General features: G+C 32.6%; 8 protein-coding genes. 1 reads left to right on the top strand and 7 read right to left on the bottom strand.

Translation table 11 applies throughout. The annotated features are described in order from the left end of the window. Nucleotides 1-58 precede the first annotated feature (58 nt). Entirely contained in the window at nucleotides 59-508 is a 450-nt protein-coding gene (locus OCU55_RS15525) for a PTS sugar transporter subunit IIA (RefSeq protein WP_261853205.1), read from the bottom strand. Further along, nucleotides 495-2,480 (bottom strand): BglG family transcription antiterminator, encoded by a 1,986-nt coding sequence (locus tag OCU55_RS15520; RefSeq protein ID WP_261853204.1) that lies wholly within the window; start codon nucleotides 2,478-2,480, stop codon nucleotides 495-497. Before OCU55_RS15520 ends, OCU55_RS15525 begins: the two co-directional genes overlap by 14 nt. 656 nt (nucleotides 2,481-3,136) lie before the next feature. On the opposite strand from OCU55_RS15520, the gene OCU55_RS15515 reads away from it, so the two are divergent. Further along, the gene (locus tag OCU55_RS15515; RefSeq protein ID WP_261853203.1) at nucleotides 3,137-3,898 is read left to right on the top strand and encodes a DeoR/GlpR family DNA-binding transcription regulator; all 762 of its coding nucleotides are present in this window, start codon (nucleotides 3,137-3,139) and stop codon (nucleotides 3,896-3,898) included. A gap of 293 nt (nucleotides 3,899-4,191) precedes the next feature. Here the strand turns inward: OCU55_RS15515 and OCU55_RS15510 are convergent, their stop codons facing one another. From OCU55_RS15510 to OCU55_RS15490, 5 genes are all read right to left on the bottom strand, one after another. Beyond that, complete coding sequence (locus OCU55_RS15510; RefSeq protein WP_261853202.1) at nucleotides 4,192-5,901, bottom strand: methyl-accepting chemotaxis protein; 1,710 nt, start codon at nucleotides 5,899-5,901, stop codon at nucleotides 4,192-4,194. Nucleotides 5,902-6,241: 340 nt separating this feature from the next. Beyond that, complete coding sequence (locus OCU55_RS15505; protein WP_261853201.1) at nucleotides 6,242-7,951, bottom strand: methyl-accepting chemotaxis protein; 1,710 nt, start codon at nucleotides 7,949-7,951, stop codon at nucleotides 6,242-6,244. A gap of 185 nt (nucleotides 7,952-8,136) precedes the next feature. Next, on the bottom strand, nucleotides 8,137-8,946 hold the full coding sequence (locus OCU55_RS15500; RefSeq protein WP_261853200.1) for an AAC(3) family N-acetyltransferase: 810 nt from the start codon (nucleotides 8,944-8,946) through the stop codon (nucleotides 8,137-8,139). A gap of 497 nt (nucleotides 8,947-9,443) precedes the next feature. Continuing rightward, on the bottom strand, nucleotides 9,444-17,003 hold the full coding sequence (locus OCU55_RS15495) for a glycoside hydrolase family 3 N-terminal domain-containing protein (RefSeq protein WP_261853199.1): 7,560 nt from the start codon (nucleotides 17,001-17,003) through the stop codon (nucleotides 9,444-9,446). Between the two features lie 95 nt (nucleotides 17,004-17,098). Beyond that, entirely contained in the window at nucleotides 17,099-18,448 is a 1,350-nt protein-coding gene (locus OCU55_RS15490; protein WP_261853198.1) for an ABC transporter substrate-binding protein, read from the bottom strand. Nucleotides 18,449-18,761 lie beyond the last annotated feature (313 nt).

Raw genomic sequence — 18,761 nt, 5'->3', positions numbered from 1 at the left:
TGAATTTTTTTGAAAACTTTCGGTTTTTCTACATTTCAAAGAACCATGTCCATTAAATTTATGACGCCTCAATGCTTCGTAAAATATAATAGACCTCTTCTTCAGTAGATGAATTTCGCAATAATTTTACAAAATCTTCGTCCATAAGTTTTCTTGACAGTTGAGCAAGTATCTTAAGATGTAGATTCTCTTTGTTTCTCTCCGGCACTCCTAGTAAAAATATTAAGTCAACCTTTTCACTATCCATAGACTCCCAATCTATGCCGTTTTTTAATTTTGCGAATACTATCAAAGCCTCTTTCACAGTTTCTGATTTTCCATGGGGTATAGCAATGCCATTACCAACACCTGTTGAAATTTCCTCTTCTCGTTCTAGTACACATTTTAAAAAATCTTCTTTTGAAATTATCCTGTCTTCCTTATAGGCTAGATCAATCATCTTTTTAATAACCTCTGTTTTACACTTGGCCTCCAAATCAAGCACTATAAGATTTCTATTTATCAGCATATATAAATTCCTCCACAACTCTAGAAATTTCTTCTGAACTTTTTATGCTTTTTAAGAATTTTACATTGCTACTATCTTCAATGAAATTGTATAGGTTTCTCATCCACTTTTTTGATTTTTCTCTATCAGCTTCACTTATACATAATAGAAAAATCATTTCTACACTGTCATTTCCCCACCATATAGGATGATCCAATATACTGATCGCAAAGCATGAGCGTTTAACCAGTGCTACTTCACCATGAGGTATTGCAACCCCACCCCCTATTGCAGTGCTATATATCTTTTCTCGTTCTAATACATTGTAAACGTATTCATCGTCTACGTATTTGCCGTTGACTAAATCAATACACATTTCTTTTATCAATAATTCTTTGCTTTCTACATCCCCCTGTATCTTTATTAAGCTCTTATCGATAATTGAATATTTTTCATCGCTTTTGCTTTTATTACTATAAACATTATCAATAAAAATTCCAAGCCTTCTAATATCGTTTTGATTAAGTAATGGACTAATCATTAGTTTAGGTCTATTTACTTCCACTGGAACAGTAGATATGACTATATCTATGTCTTTCAAGCTTCTCTGCTTTAACTCGATGATGGATATTACATCTATAATCTCTATTTGTCTGAAGCTCCTCTCAAGCCTAGCTGCAATAAATTGAGATGTCCCTATCCCACTAGCACAAACTATCAATGCCTTTAGTGGGTTTTTGTTACGTTCTACTGATGCTGCTAAATGAAGACATATATATCCTATTTCCTCTTCTGGCATCTTTACACTCAGGTACTTTTCAAATACAGTGCTTGTCATCCAAGCTACTCCATATATTTCAATGTAATTTTCCTTTATCTCCTTAAGCATTGGATTTCTTAAAGCAAGATCATATTTTAATCTATTTATTGTAGGGCGCAGATGTAAAATAAGCCCATTTAGCAGTTGCTTATCATTACTTAAATTCATGTGTAGGGCTCTCTCTGCAATACTTATTATCTCCCTAGCCATTATCACTGCAAGTTCACTATCCCCTTGACCTTCCAAGGCAATCGTTAGGTTTTCGCTTTTTCCTTCAAGAAGTTTTGTTCCTAAAATATGAAGAAGTATATACCCAATTTCAGATTCAGGCAGTTTTATCTTAAATGATTCTTCAATTTCTTCTGATATCTGCCTTGCTTCCTCGTACTCCTCATTTTCCTTTAAACTGTTTAGCATTTCCTCAGAAAGCTTTACATCTTTTCCTTCCTTTAATCTTTTGATTGATATTGCTATATGCATAATTAAGCTGACAAAAGCTTCATCTGAGAATTTAAACTCTAATTTTTTTTCTGCCTTAGTGATTATCTTTTCTAAAAGTCTATAATCAATATTTACTAATTCTTTTAATTTTGAAATAGACTTATAATCAATTTTCCTCTCGTATTCATCATAAAGAAGTTCTTTTAGTTCTTCGTAACCTTTATTGCTTGTCAATGCTAATAGGTTTGCAATAGCTTTTCTCCATTCCTCTTCGTTGCCAATAATCTCAATGCCATAGTTTGGTTTCTTTTTTAAGCTTAAATTGAACTTAGAAAGCCATTCTTCAACTTTCTCTAAATCTTTCTGAACAGTAACTCTACTTACATATAAACTTTGTGATAGTTCTTTTACTGTAATAGGTGCTTTGTTTATAAATAATTGTTTTAAAATATAGTTCAATCTATCCTCTGGAGAAAATGGTTCTATATAACTGTTATCTTCTTTTAAAGCTTTTTCCAGTCTCAGTTTTTTTTCTTCTAATCCCTCGATAATAATGCCTACCCCTGGTTTTCTAGTAAGCTTTAAGTTAGCTTCTTCAACAATCTGTTGTATTTTAGGAAAATCATTTCTAATGGTCTTATTTGATACATTAAGATTTTCTGCAATAAAATCTACAGATAGGGGGCAATCACTTTTTAATAGCAAATCCACTATTTTATAAACTCTGTCCATATTTATTCACCTTTTGCCACAAATAATGCGGCATACTATTTTACATTTATTTCCATCTGCAATCTTATTATAATGTTTACACAGCCTAAATTCAACGTTTCAAGCGCTCCATTTATTACCTCATTGATGTGGCAACATCTTATTAGTAATGTAAATCATCACATATTTTCATTTATACATTCACTTTACTAAACTTTGTTACTATTGATAAAAAATCACTTATTCGTATACAACAAAAAAGATACCCGAATCGAGCTCTCAACCACTCTGATTCAAGTACCTTTTTTAACCTATGGACTTATGTTGCAAACATTTAGTATTCTTACCTTACAAACAAAATTTATTCCTACCTCTATATTTGTAAATTAAATTAATCTGCCTTTAGTTCTAGTTCCTACGCCATATACACTTTCCAAATCTCGTATAAGCTTATATTAGTTGCATTTTATTTTCCCCATAAGTTTTTATTTATATATCTTGCCGCCTAGTTAGCTTTATTATGTACTAATAATTTGATTATTTATTATTTCTTATCATTTAATCTTATTTACATACGCATTTATTATTATTTCAAGTATAAATTTCTTCTAAAGTAGTGTAAAATAATTAAGTTAGACGTTAATTTATATGTGTTTATATAAGAGAGGTGTAAAACTTTGTTTGCAGAAGAAAGATTAGATGCAATTATTAAAATATTAAATACTGAAGGTAAATTAAAGGTTAAGGATCTAAGCATAAAATTCAATGTTACTGAAGATTGCATAAGAAAAGATTTAAAGACATTAGAAAATCAAAGTTTATTAAAGCGAACTTATGGAGGTGCTGTACAGGTAAGAGAGTCAGCAGAAGATATAGGTGTACTTACAAGAAAAGATGCAGATATAACTACTAAAACAATAATAGCACAAAAGGCATTTAACATTATAAATCATAGAGAGACTATTTTCTTAGATATCTCTACTACAAATATAATACTTGCAAAACTGCTTGCTTCTAGCAACAAGCAGATAACCATAGTAACAAACATGCTAGATATAGTGACTGTACTTTCAAAACCTAATAATATTAGAGTTATTTGCACTGGTGGAATTTTAAATAGAAATCTAGATGGCTTTACCGGAGCTCCTACTATTGAAATTATATCAAAATATAAATTTGATAAATCCTTTATTGGAAGTTGCGGAATTGATGTATTCGATGAAAGCATTACCACCTTCGATATTGATGATGGTATAACCAAGAGGGCTATTCTTGAATCTAGCAAAAAAAGTTATGTTGTTATGGAAGATTCTAAGTTTCACATGGATGGAAACTATAAGTTTGCCTGTTTAAGTGATATAGATTGCATAATAACAGAGAAAGCCCCTACAGAAGAGGTCCAAAGTATATTATCTGATTTCAATATAGAAGTATTTTAAAAATGACGCTGTTATAGATCTACCACTTCGAACCGCAATCTATTTTTAAAACTCTCACGGGTTCTGGTGAGAGGATTTAAAAATAATAAGTTTCATTACGAAGTGGTACATCCATAAATCATCGTATTGAAATTAAATAATTATCCATCCAATAATATAATTATGGCTATAATTAAAAACTTCTTATATCCCTTAAGGAAGGATTATAAGAAGTCTTTTTTATTCTTTAGATTAATTATAATAAAGTGAAATCTATAGACAACTAAATTCCAGTATACGAAAAAAGTAAGTATCTATATTTTGAACTGATTTATAGCTTCGACCATACTTGTTGACATTGAAGAAAGTATTTGAGCTGATTTCGCCACTTCTTCAGATGAACTATTCATCTGCTCAGAAGAAGCTATAATTTCTTCTGAAGAAGCCGAATTTTGTTCAGCAACTGCAGATGTACTACTTATCTTTGATATTATATCACTTTTCTCAGAACTAACAGTACCCATAGATTCTCTCATGTTTTCCATCAATGGTATTACTTTTCCAACCATTTCTATTATATCTTTAAAAGACGTTATGGATTGATTTATTATATCTATTTGATCTGTAAATTCACTATTTACATCATTTGTTGTAGTGACAACTTCATTGGTCTCTTTAGAAATAACTCTTAATAAATTGTTTATCTCTAAAGATGCGCTTTTACTTTGCTCCGCTAGGTTTCTTATCTCATTAGCAACTACAGAAAATCCTTTTCCCGCTTCCCCTGCTCTTGCAGCTTCAATTGCTGCATTAAGTGCCAGTAGATTTGTTTGGTCAGCCACGCTATTTATAAGAGATGTTATTGCATTTATTTCTTTTATATTAGACCCTAGATGATCTATTCTTTCAGTAACACCTTTAAAAGAATTACTTATAGTTTTAACTGAAAATATAAGATTTTGTAATTGTTCATTACTCACATTTGCCATAGACCCCACAACTTCAGTAATATCATTAACATCTTTAATAATTGAAGCCATGCTATCAATTTCTTCTCCAAACTCATTAACTATTTTAGCTATATTAAGTAGCTCATCTGCTTGGGATGTTGATCCTAATGCAACTTCTTGTATCGAACCACTAACTCCCTGTGAAGATGAACTCATTTCCTCTGCAACTGTTGACAACGATACTGCATGATTATTTATCTTACTTGCATTTTCTTTTACATCACTTAATATTGAAGAAATAGAGTCTACAGTCACTGCTAATTCCCTTTTCATAATACCAAATTCGCTACTTTCATTTCTATCTATGTCTATGGTCAAGTCCCCTGATGCTAATACTTTTAATTGAGAGGTAAATATTTTTATTGATTTCTTTATGTAAGTTAATGTAACCATAGATATAATAACTATCATAATAGCTACTGCTATAGAAACTCCTATAAAAGTATTTCTTGTACTAGTAAATTGCTGCTGACTTTGCTTACTAGTGGCATCTGATGATTTTTTTTCACTTATAACAAGCTTGTCTATATTTTCTCCTACTAAAAGCCCAGCATTAGTATAATCATTCATATATTCTTTTGACATTACCTCTCCAATTCTTCTTTGCTGTCTAAGTGGAGAAAACTTATCCATATATTTTTCATAAGATTGTTTAAGTTCTAAAATAAGCTTATCTTGTTCTTCAGTATTTTTTGAAGTTTGAAGCTTACTTAATAAAGATATTATTTTATTATTAGTATCACTTACTGTCATTGCCATAGTCTCATCATAAGGTTCACTAATTATTTTTGAGATTATATTTTTCATACCATTAAATGCACTATCTACATCTACTAATATTCTCATGTTTTCCAGCTCATTATCATTAATTGATTTTAAATTATTATTTATTTTATATAAGTTAGATAATGAAATTATTCCTACAATTATTAATGAAAGAACAGACATCGAACAAATTGCTAGTATTCCTTGCATAGCCCTTGCATTCTTTAATTGATTTTCGTTATTCTTCATCACTTAATCCTCCAATTATATTGATGTACCACTTAGTTATAAAACTTATGTTTTTAAGTTTCCTAAACATAACCTACAAGAATTGATTTTATTTAAAACTAGAACATCCTTGGTTAACCGTTTACAAATGCTGTCTTAACATAATTTTATATGTAGTATTTTAGGATTAAAAGTAGATAAATTTTAGAATCAGGTGCTTTTTTTCAGAAATCAGAAAAAAACAGTCACTTATGTACCGCCTAAATACTAAATACGTAACATTTAGAACAGTAATTATAGTGACTGCTACTTAATTATATTTGTATCAAATTAATCACTTTGACCTATTGATAGCTAAGTACTATATCTTAAACTTATTAATCGCTTCTACCATATTACCTGACATTTCAGAAAGTATTTGTGCTGACTCAGCAACTTCTTCAGACGAACTACTCATTTGTTCAGAAGATGCAGTTATCTCTTCTGCAGAAGCTGAATTTTCTTCTGCCACTGCTGATGCATTTCCTATTCTTCCTATAATCTCAGTCTTTTCAGAATCTATATGTCCCATTGAACTACTTACTTCCTTCATTAAAGGTATTACTTTTTCAACTAGCTCTATGATATTTTTAAAGGAAACTATTGACTGGTCAATAACATTTATTTGTCCTGCAAACTCATCATTTACAACATTAGTAGTATTTACTACCTCATTTGTCTCTTTTGATATTACTTCCAATAAATTGTTTATTTCTGTAGAAGATGTTTTACTTTGTTCTGCTAATTTTCGTATTTCATCAGCTACTACAGCAAATCCTTTTCCTGCTTCCCCAGCTCTTGCAGCCTCTATTGCAGCATTTAAAGCTAACAGATTAGTTTGATCAGCAATACTATTTATAAGCGAAGTTATACCATTTATCTCTTGTATATTATCTCCAAGCTTATCTATCTTTTCAGCAACCTTACCAAATGATTCGCTTATAGTCTTAACCGATAGTATAAGACTTTGTAACTGCTCATTACTTAGATTAGCCATAGTACTTATAGTTTCAGTTGAACTATTTACGTTATTTACTGTTTTTGAAATACTTTCTATAGCTTGCCCAAACTCATTAACAACACCTGCAATGGTCATTAGTTCCTCAGCCTGTGATGTAGATCCTACAGCAACCTCTTGTATAGCGTTACTTACTTCTTGAGATGATGAAGTCATTTCCTCTGAAATTGCTGATAAAGATAGTGCTTGTTCATTCATCCTTCCAGCATTTGATTTCACATCACCTAAGATACCAGATATTGCTTCTACAGTAACTGCTAGTTCTCTTTTCATTATTCCAAATTCATTCTTTTCATCTCTATCTATATCAACCGTTAAATCTCCAGAAGCTACAACCTTTAATTGTTTTGTAAACTCCATAATTGATCTTCTTATATACCATAATATAAACATAGATATAATAGTAACTAAAACTACTACCCCTACAGAAATTGCTATAAAAGTAGTCTTGGTGGATAAAAATTGTTCCTCACTTTGCTTACTTATGAGGTCAGCAGATTGTTTTTCACTCTCTACAAGCTTTTCTATGCTTGTACTAACTCCAGTTCCAACCTTAGTATATTCATCCATATATGCTTTATCCATTGTTTCTCCTGCTTTTCTTTTATCCGCAAGAGGAGGGAACTTTTGCATATATTGATCGTAATATTCTTTCATATCACTTATTATCTTATTCTTATCTGCAGTATTGCTTGATGTATTCAATTGACCTATTAAGTCTCTTATTTTCGTATCAGTATCCTTAACAGTAGTAACCATAGCCTCATCATATGGTCTATCTATTATTTTTGTAAGAACATTTCTCATACCATTAAAAGATCCATTAACATCTCCTAATATCTTTATATTTTTTAGTTCTTTCTTATTAATATCCTCTAGATTACTATTTATCTTGGACATATTTGTTAGTGAAACTATCCCTACAACTATCAAAGAAACAATTGCAATAAGCCATAGAGCCACTATTCCATGAACTATCTTAACATTTTTTAATCTCTTTTCCTTATTTCCCATACTAATCCTCCAAACAAAATAAATTTTAAATAATATACATTTAAACCATAATCTAAATCCAATGGATTTATTTGCTAACCTTTTTTTAATAATATTAATTATTAGTTATATTATCGTACATTACTTAATTATATTGATAGTCAAAATATCTTTTTGGAGTGATAGTTACATAATTATTTTATTTATCATACTTTTCTTACAATTCTATTTTTTTCAATCCACTTTATGGCATAGTCTACTAAATCTCTTTGTCTCATAAATCTTACAGTTCCATTGCCAATAGTGGTCATTTTCACTGCATATTCTTTTTCAAAATCTCTTCCTATATATTCAAAGTCCTCGCCATCTACAGCTAGTGTCTCGTAAGTCACCCATTTTCTTTGTCCATTAACCATAATTGCACTACTGTTATATTCATTATGTTTACTATCATACTCAGCAATTGCATCTGCTAGATGGAGAGAAGTATTCTTATCATATCCAACACCTATTAACATTACATATCCATCTAAATCATATAGCTTATCTATAGGTGAACCTTTGCCAAATATATTGGATAAATCATGATCTCTTGTCAATAACTCCGCATTCTTCCCAACGGCTGCAAAAGATCTTACTGGATGATCACTTCTTTGTACATTTGGCCAAGTTCTAAACATTTCTGAAACTGCCCCCATTGTATTAGTAGGCGTAATAGCCTTATCATAAGCTGGCCAATTATCTCTTATTATTTGGTACCACTCTTCTGGTTCTTCCCAATGCACTCCCATATCAGGGTCAAGATTTTTCCAGGTTTGAGTTGGCATCATAATAGTCCCATCTTCTCCTACGGATTCTAATAGAGCCTCTATTACAATTTGAGGTCCTCCACAGACAAAACCTAATCTTGTCAATGATGTATGAACTATTATATTTTGCCCTTTCTTTACTCCTAGATCTTCAAATCCCTTTAATAAATCCTCTTTTAAAACAAGCTTTCTGCTCTCAATTTTCATTTCCATTCCCCCTCTATATCCTTTTAATGCTAGCTTTTCTAATCAACTCTGCAAGTAATATAATATTATTATCTTCATGTGATATCTTTCGTTATATAGGCCTCACTCTATCTCATAGCTATTTTAAAAATTGTTTGTGCTAACGCTTGCACAATGATGTCTAACTTATAGAAACTATTCATACCTACAAATGGTATACGCTCAAGCTCACTTAAACTATTATACGTTTGCTCTACTTGAAACTTATTAAAAAAACTTCATAGCCTTCTTTAATCTTATTTAGAGTTTATGTTATCATAGTTTTCCATATGCAACAATAAATTTTGTTATTTCCCCTATATAATTAAAAGCTATTAACCCGTTGAAATATCTAGGCTTAATCACATAAAATTATATATCTCTATAAACATTAAAAATATATAAAAAGATTTTCATCTTGATTTTAACACAGAAAAAAAGGCCACAGCTTATCGCTATGACCTTCAGTAATTTAATTCTTATTTAACACTTCTTTTTCTAACTAAAACTCCTGCACCTAAAGCTAACATCATTAATCCTAAAATTAATAATATATTACCGTCAACAGTAGAACCTGTCTTAGGAAGTACTTGTTCTCCAGTTGTAGCTTTTTCAGCAACTATGAATTTAGAGAAATGAGGTGTTGTGAATGTTACCTTATTGCCTTCTACTTTTGTGTCCATAATTTCAAACTTCTTTGTACTTTCATTATAGTAGAATACTGCAATATTATTTTTGTCCAATCCTTTCAACTCATCATCTGTTAATATTAAAGATATTTCAGCCTTGCCATCAGCAAAGTTGTGTATATCAACCTTACTATCTCCAGTTACTACTGATAAACTGAAGTTATAAAGTTTTTTAATCCCCTTAATATTTTTAGTTATATCTTTTCCATCTTCAATACTGAAGTTTGCAACAATTCTTGAACCATCTTTTAATAGATTCTTAGCTATTGTTGTAAATGGAATTGTAATATCAACATTTGAACCTTTGACTTCAATACTTCCATTACCATTCTTAATAGCTTCTGTATCTGTAACTTCTAAGGTGAATCCTTTTGATGCATCCTTAACTTCTACAACATTCTTACCATTAGCTATTTTTGATACTTGGATTATCTTTTTGCCATTTTCATCTGTTATAACAGTTCCACTTTGGTTATTTTGACCACCATTTCCTGGGTTATTGCCATTGTCTCCTGGATTGTTATTACCACCATTACCTGGATTATTACCGTTGTCCCCTGGATTGTTGTTACCACCGTTTCCTGGATTATTACCGTTATCCCCTGGATTGTTGTTACCACCGTTTCCTGGGTTATTACCGTTATCTCCTGGCTGTTGTGGAACTTCTTTTACTGTAATAATTCTTTCTTTATTTATTACATTACCTTCTCTATCAACTACTTTATATACAACCTTGTAAGTTCCAGCCTTAGTTGTATCAACATTATTTGAAACCACTTCAACCTTAGAAGTTAAATCATCTCCATTTATATCTACAGCTTTTACACCATCTAGAGGATTAAATTTATCTCCTACATTTATAGTTAAGTCGTTTGTATCAATTGCCCCCATACTTAATACTCTTACTATAAAGAAACTTACTGAGTTATTTCCAGCAGCATCAGTACTAGAAACTTTCACTCTAAATACTCCATCCTTTGAAGTATCAACAACATGTGTTATTACTGCCTTAGCTGTGATATCACCATCTTTATTGTCAGTTATCTTTAAACCTAAATCTTTTACAGGGTCAAATGTAGCTCCTACAGGTAGGACTGCGTTGTGACCTTCTATAACTGGTGCTATAGCATCTTCCTTTACAGTTACTTTGAAGCTCTTTTCAGCTTTATTTCCTGAAATATCAGATACAGAAGCAACTACTTCATATGTGCCTGCTTTATTTACATCTAGCTTGCTATCATCTAAAGTTACCTTACTAGTAATATCTCCATCCATATCATCTACTACACTAAGTCCTAATGCTTTTATTAAGTCTGGTTTTTCACCTTGTTGAACTACAGCATCATTTCCATATATAGTAGGTGCAGTATTGTCATTAGTGTATTTTAAAGTTAATGATCTTATATTAAATCCGTCTACATCAACGTAAACTCTTAAGTTTTGTACTCCTGCCTGAAGATAAACAGGTGTTGAATCAGAATTAGCCCATTTATTCCAATCTCCAGTACTTGGCATCTTAGTTTTTCCTAATTCTTTACCTTGACTATCTTGTAGAATTGCCACAGGTACTGAACTTACTGAATCTGCATAGTTATAAGATACTTTGTAAATACCTGCTTTCTTAACATTGACAGAGTAATCCATATATGAACCAACTACTGTATCTCCTATATTCTTTACTCCATTCTTAGTTTCGATTGCATAACCTTTATCTCTTGAACCAGCAAATAAGCTATCTGCATTGATTACAGTTGTATCATCTGCATTGTCTGCCTTGATTTCTTGAGGCGCCTGCTTCTTTGATATTTTTATTGAATCAAGAGTAAAGCCTCCATTTACAACTTCTATTCTTAAAGTTTGGACACCAGCTTCAAGTCTTACAGTATCCTTAACTGAAAGTGTACCACCCCAGAACTTAGCAAAACTTAAAGTTGCAATATTTCCAGCTACATTTGTACCTTCGCCAACACTTAATTTTATTGCATTGGTAATTGCTGAATTATTGTTAGCAGTATAAGTTATAGTATAATCTCCTGCTTCAGGAACATCTAAATAATAATCTATTCTATTTCCTGTTTGAACATCACTCTTAAGTGATCCCTTAGCTCTATATGCCATGTCTTCTGTTAAAGTAAGATCTTTATCACTCACCTTATATGGTGTAGGCTTTTGATCACTCTTCTGACATGTAATTGAAGTTGTTAGAGTAGTATCATTTGAAGAATCACTATAAGCGCTTGCAGGAACATTCACTACTAATGGTAGATCTTCATAATATATTGCTCCCCAAGTTAGATTTAATCTTACGTGAGTTGCATCCAAATAATCTACAGAAGTAAGCTTGACATACTTTCCGTCTACTGCAGGTCCTGATAGTGTAATGTCTCCTATTTTATCTTTATTAAGTGTTCCTCCAGTTAGAGTAACATCTACAGAACTTGTATTCATTGGTATAGAGCTTGTTGCGGCTATCTTCTCAACATCTGGATTAGCAGTTATTACAAAGCTGCTTCCGATATTATAAGTTTTGTCTGATAAGCCTGCAACTTCTTTTGCTGCCATCAATACATTTATAGTCTTATCATAGTCAAAATCTAAGCTAGAACTTCCATGAAGTACAATCTTAGCAGTTGTATCATCAATTCTTGAAACTTCATAATCTAGGCCAGAAGGTAAATTTTCTAACTTCCAGTTAGCTTTTGTAAGTGTATCAGCAAATTTTCCATCATAAAGGTTTACGCTTATTACACTGCCTTCTTCTTGTCCTTCATTTATAACATTGTTTGTAACTCCGATTGCAGCTCCAACTGATATCCAATCTAAATTAAATCCGCTCTTAACTAAGAATTTAAGTGTATGCTCACCCTTTGTAAGGTTTACCTTAGTACTCTCAACCTTCCAAGCCTTCCAATCTCCTGTTGATTGAAGATCTACGGTTTTAACCAAATTATTATCTGAGTATAGGTCAAAGGATGGCACACTATTCGCTGAAGCAATATTTAAATTAAGAGTGTATTCTCCATCTTCAGCCACATTAACTTTATATTCCATAAAGTCATCTTTATCTACAAAGCCAAGCTTATTATCCTCTATTACCACACCTTTTGAGTTAATATAGTTCTTACCTTCTATTCTTCCTGGAAGGTTATATATAGAAACTGCCTTCTCAACCTTAATATTTCTTATATTAAATTCACCTGCATCTATATTAAATCTAATCTTCTGCAGACCTTTGCTTGTAAAGTTGATTGTATTTTTAACTGTAAAGTAATTACTCCAAGTACTGTTATCCCAAGCTGATTGCTGAACTAAAACATTGGTTAGTTCCTTATCACCAAGCATAACATGTATCTGTCTATTTTTCTTAGCACCATCGTCATAGTTGCCCCATGGTGTAGCTGTTTCAAAAGTCATGTTATATAAACCAGCTTCATCTACATTTACATAATAGTCTAGGTAATTTCCATCATGTATATAAGCTGCATGATCTCCTTCAGCCTTTATATTAGAGCTTGCATCAGTAAAGTTATTAGCATTAAAGGTTCCTGGTAATTTGTTTATCTTTTCTGCAGCTATTGGATTCCACTTGTAAGTAGCTACATTCTTTGCAGGAATTGTTGCAGTAATTTGTGCACCGCTGCTTGTTAACTTGAAAGACTGTGCATTTTCTGTTTGGTTAACTACAACTGCTACTAATGAACCATCTGGATTCTTGAATACAACATTTGTTACAGTATCCTTTGAACCATAATCACTATCTATTCTTACAGCTCCAGGTTTTATAAACTTTGAGAACTGACCTGTTATATAATACTCAGGAGTTGCCCAGTAATTATTGTGATCATTAGCATCTAATACAAACATTGTAGGGTCTGGAGTTCCAGTCCATTGTTCTGGAGAAATATTACTATCTAGCATTGTTACCCATGAATTATAGCTTTCAGCATAGTTTCTGTAGTATTGAATTATTCTGTCAGCTCCAGAAGTTCCCCAAACTGATCTTTCGGTTAGATTTACGGAATGACCTGGGAACATATCATGAACTTGTGTCATGGCAGTTGGCTCTCCACCGTAATCATGGAATGCTATACCATCTATTGCAGCTTTTCCAGCATCGTTATTCATTGCTTGAGAGGCAAAGCTTACTCCGCTATCAAAATTATGATCAAATGCCCAAATCTTAATATCCTTACCCTTTAGTACATCACTCTTAGCTATATCAGCTTTAATAGCTATAGCTAATTTTTGCTCTTGTTCTGGTGTCATTGAGCAGCTTGGATAATCTATTTGAAGTCCTGGTTCGTTTTGAAGAGTCATTGCATATATTGGAATTCCAAGCTTTGCGTACTCTTCTAGATATCTAGTATAGTATTTAGCTGCATCTTCTATGTGAGCATCACTTAGCTTACCGCCTTTTATTAACTTACCATTATTCTCATAGCTCTCACTACTACTTGTTTGATCTTTCATCCAACCTGGAGGTGTCCAAGGTGATGAGAACAACTTAAGACTTGGATTAATTTTTAGTGCTTCTTTTATTGTTGCTACTATATTGTAATCTATATCTTTTTGTATAGAGAAGCCTTTACCAGTAGTGTTGTACCAATCTGGCCCTGAAGTTCCTGGAACATTATCGTAATAAGTGTAGAATTCTCTTCCTGTGAAATCTGCTGTACCTATAGTAAGTCTCATCAAACTCATTCCTGCACCTGCTACAGGATCAACCAATTTCTTTAAGAACTCAGTTCTTTTCTCTGGTGACATCTTAGATATATTATTAATTGTTGATTCTTCAAAAGAAGTTCCCATCCCTAAGAAACTTTGATACTTCTTTGCATCATCAATCTTTATATCAGTAATTTTCGAATCATCTTGTGAAGTTATATCAAGATTATCCTTCTTTGTTAAAGTATTTGATAAGTCCTTTGGAGCATCATACCAGCTCATACTTCCAGATTGCTCTGAAGAACTCATATATACCTCAACAGCTCCTGCTTTTATAACTGGACCTGAAGGAGTAGTTCCTGGATTTTGTCCACCACCATTATCATTTCCAGTTTCCTCATAATCACCAATTCTAGTGAAGTTCATCCAATTGATATTGAAATTGCCGTTACCAGCCTTAAAGGTTAAGGTCTGCTTTCCAGCCTTTAAGTTTGCAACACCTTCAACGGTCTTCCAATTTTGCCATCCACCTGTATCTGGTACAGTTGCTTTTGTAAGGTTCTTAGTACCTAAGAATAACTGAGCACCATCTGTTGATCCACCAGGACTAGCTACTCTAAATTCAACCTTATACTTTCCATCTTGAGCCACATTTACGTCATAATTCATCCAGTCTCCACCATCAATATAACCAAGGTTTTTTCCACCACCCTGGTCACTAGTGTTTTCACTCTGAATTCCATTCATGCTTGTATAAGCTTCTGCTTCAACTTTTCCTGGGATAGCTATTGAGTTGTCTGGTTGTGTTGGCTTTTGTGGTAATGCCGCAGTTTGTCCTTTTTTAAGTCCATATCCAAACTTAAATAAATCTTTAGCGTCATCATTTTTACTTGTAATGTCTGAAGCATACCATGGCCAAGTTATATTTAATTTGCCTGTAAAATCATAATTACCAAATAATACATCGGCAACTCCTTGTCCTTCACTTCCTGGAAGCCATGCTTCTACTAATCCATCCATATCGCCAATTTGATCTGCTATAGTTAAAGGTCTTCCTGAAACTAATACCACTACAACAGGAAGCTTTGGATTAGTGGCTTTTATATTTTTAAGAGTTGTTAAATCATCTGAATCAAGCTTCAAAGCATCTGGGGATCTGTCCCCATCAGTTTCTGCATAAGGCTTTTCACCTATAACAACCACTGCCACATCATTATCTGCTGATGCTCTACCACGCATATTATAGGTTACCTTAGTATCACTACCTACTGTATTCTTAATTCCTTGTAGTATTGTAGTTCCAGTAGTTGTGTTTCCAGCAGCCCCTTGCCATGTTATAGTCCAACCACCACATTGCATTCCTATATCATCAGCACTTTTTCCTGCTACAAGTATATTTTTCTTGTCTTTTAATTTACCAACTATATCATTATCATTCTTTAATAAAACTAAAGATTCTCTCACTGCTTGTCTTGCTATGTCTCTATGTGCTTGAGATCCTACAGTATTAAGCAAATCTCTTTGTGCATATGAATCTTCAAACAAGCCTTGCTCAAATTTAACCTTTAATATTCTTGTAACTGCATCATTGATTCTGTCCTGTGAAACTTCATTTTTCTCAACTAAATCCTTTAGGTTTGTAATGAAGGTTCTCCATGAATTTGGAACCATAGCCATATCAATTCCTGCATTTACTGCTTGCTTTATCTGATCTCTTTCAGTACCTGAGAGTTGAGCAATTCCCTCATAATCTGATACTACAATTCCTTTAAAACCTAATTGTTGTTTTAAAACCTTTGTGATAAGATCAGCATTTCCATGACACTTTACACCATTTATACTATTGTAAGAAACCATAACTGATCTAGCACCAGCATTTATTGCAGCTATATATGGCGGAAGCAATTCATTTTTTAAAGTTTCATCAAGATTACTTATTACAGCATTACCTTGATTTACTCCATCAGTAGTTAATCCTTCACCAATATAATGTTTTGCTGTAGCAATTACAGTATTATTCTTTTTAAGAGTTCTGCTTGGATCTTCACCTTGCAAACCTTTTACATAAGCCTCACCAAGCTTCGAAGCTAGAGCTGAACTTTCTCCAAAGGTTTCGTAAGTTCTTCCCCATCTCTCGTTATGAGCTATTCCAAGTGTTGGAGCGAAAGTCCAAGTTACTCCTGTTGCCCTCATTTCTTCAGCAGTTGCTTGACCAATTTTCTTTACTATATCAGCATCTCCTGATGCCCCAAGACCTATGTTATGAGGAAAAATTGTTGCTCCAAAAACATTATTATGTCCATGAACAGCATCTACTCCATATAATATCGGAATCCCAAGCCTAGTCTCTGACGCAGCTTTTTGGAACCCATCAACCATATTAGCCCAGCTCTCAGCAGTATTTGGAGTTGGAAGTGATCCACCTCCACTTAAAATTGAGCCAAGAAAATAGTTTTTTACGTCTTCTGTAGTAGCCGTCTTTCTTTCAGCCTGTACCATTTGTCCTATCTTTTCATCAAGTGTCATTCTAGACATAAGGTCATTTACTCTCTCATCCACAGAAAGTCTAGAATCTAGATACTTAGGAGTTTCATCTGCCTTTACAATGGAAGATACCCCATTTCCTAGAACCATAGTTGTAACGAAGGTTGCTGTTAAAAATCTGGATAACCACTTTTTTAACATATTTATTATTCCCCCCTTAAATGTTTAATCTTCTCTCTAATCTTCACCTTTAACACTTTGTACTGGTGCAATTTAGTTAAAACACACTAGTACACTCACTTTACACTGCTTATATTTTCACTCTTTACCTCCTTATCTATCTCTTTTAGAAAGTAATCTGGGCTTATCCTTCCTGCTGCTAGCTGATAGCATAATTCTTCTATGTTTAGCTTGAAATTCGGAGTCAAGCTATCATGCCATGAGGTGCCACTCAATGATTTAGAATTATTGAGTATGCCTACCAATTCTTTTTGTATCTTTGTTTCTTTTTTATTTGAATAGTTCTCATACTTTTGTGCAGGAACTATTAACCCCTTTTCAAAACCTTTCTTAGCCCAATTCTCAGGCTTCATTAAGTACTCTAAAAACTTTATAGCCTCATCTTTAACCTGGGATTTAGAAGATATTGCATAACCTCCCCCATTCCAAGCAACCAGAGCATCATCATTAGAATTAGACTCTAATACTAAAGGCATCTTACTTACTTCCATTTGATTTCTAAACTCCTCAGGTAACTCTGTATTGTTTACCATCCCAATCTCCCATGAACCTGTATATATCATTGCACTCTCCTTTTTTGTAAATAAATTCATAGAAGTATTGTAATCAAGCTGCGTCATTGTATCAGCAATACCACAAGCATCTATAAGGAGCTTTAAATCCTCTGCTGCTTTTTTAAATACAGGATTATCTATAAAACTTTCTTTACCGTGTATAGCATCATATATAAAGCTTTGATCTTGTCCCTCCATAAGCACTAATTCCTGATATAGTAGTGCCAAAGGCCACTTATCTTTGATATTTATAGTAATAGGAATAATCCCTTTATCTCTAAAGCTCTTACAAACCTCAATAAGCTCTTTAAAATTATTAGGTAGCTCTATTCCATTTTTATTAAATAGATCTTTATTATAGTAAAGAGCCATATAATCCATACTTTTAGGCACTCCATATAGCCTTCCATCAAGACTAAAACCTTCTAGTGCTCCATCTTTAAATTCATCTTTTTTAAATTTATTGCTATCTAGCTCACAAACATATCCACCTTTCATCACTGGATTAAAGAATGATGGCTGACCCCAAACAAAGAATATGTCTGGCAAATTATCACTTATGGCATATGCCTTAAATCTCTGTTTGTAAGGTTCATCCTGATATGCTTCCACTTCAATATTTACATTACTATTTTCACTCATGTATTTGTCTATCAGTAGTTGCTCAAGCTTCCCTTGACCTGATTCTCTTTCTGGTAAGTTAGATAAAAATCTTATAGTAACTTTCCCAGCTTTATGATAACCTTTACTTGATGTAGTACTAATAATATCACTGCTACAACTAGTGCAAGTAACCACAATAAACACTGCTATTACTATATATCTAATAATTCTATAACTTTTTATTTTCATATATTTCTCCAATTTACCTATGTTTTTATCTACCACTTTGTACTAGAATTTATTAATACAGTTAATCTACAGAGTAATTATATAAACCTTAGGTAAAAATTAGTAGTATCCAAAATTCAGAAAATGGTATCATTTTTCAGAACTTGAAATTTATTTAACAATAAGTTTAAGTGCTGTCAAAGAACCGTGTTGAAATTAAGTGGTCACGCATCCAATGTTTTAATGAGCTTGCGCAAAGAATTAATAAGTTGCACTTCCATAAATTGAAACAATATTTCTTTTAATGTAAAATATATATGAAACAAAAATGAAT

Source organism: Clostridium folliculivorans (assembly GCF_024341905.1).
Taxonomy (GTDB): Bacteria; Bacillota; Clostridia; order Clostridiales; family Clostridiaceae; genus Clostridium_AR; species Clostridium_AR folliculivorans.
Note: the sequence above shows the minus strand (reverse complement) of the source record. Positions and strands in the feature narration are given on the sequence as shown.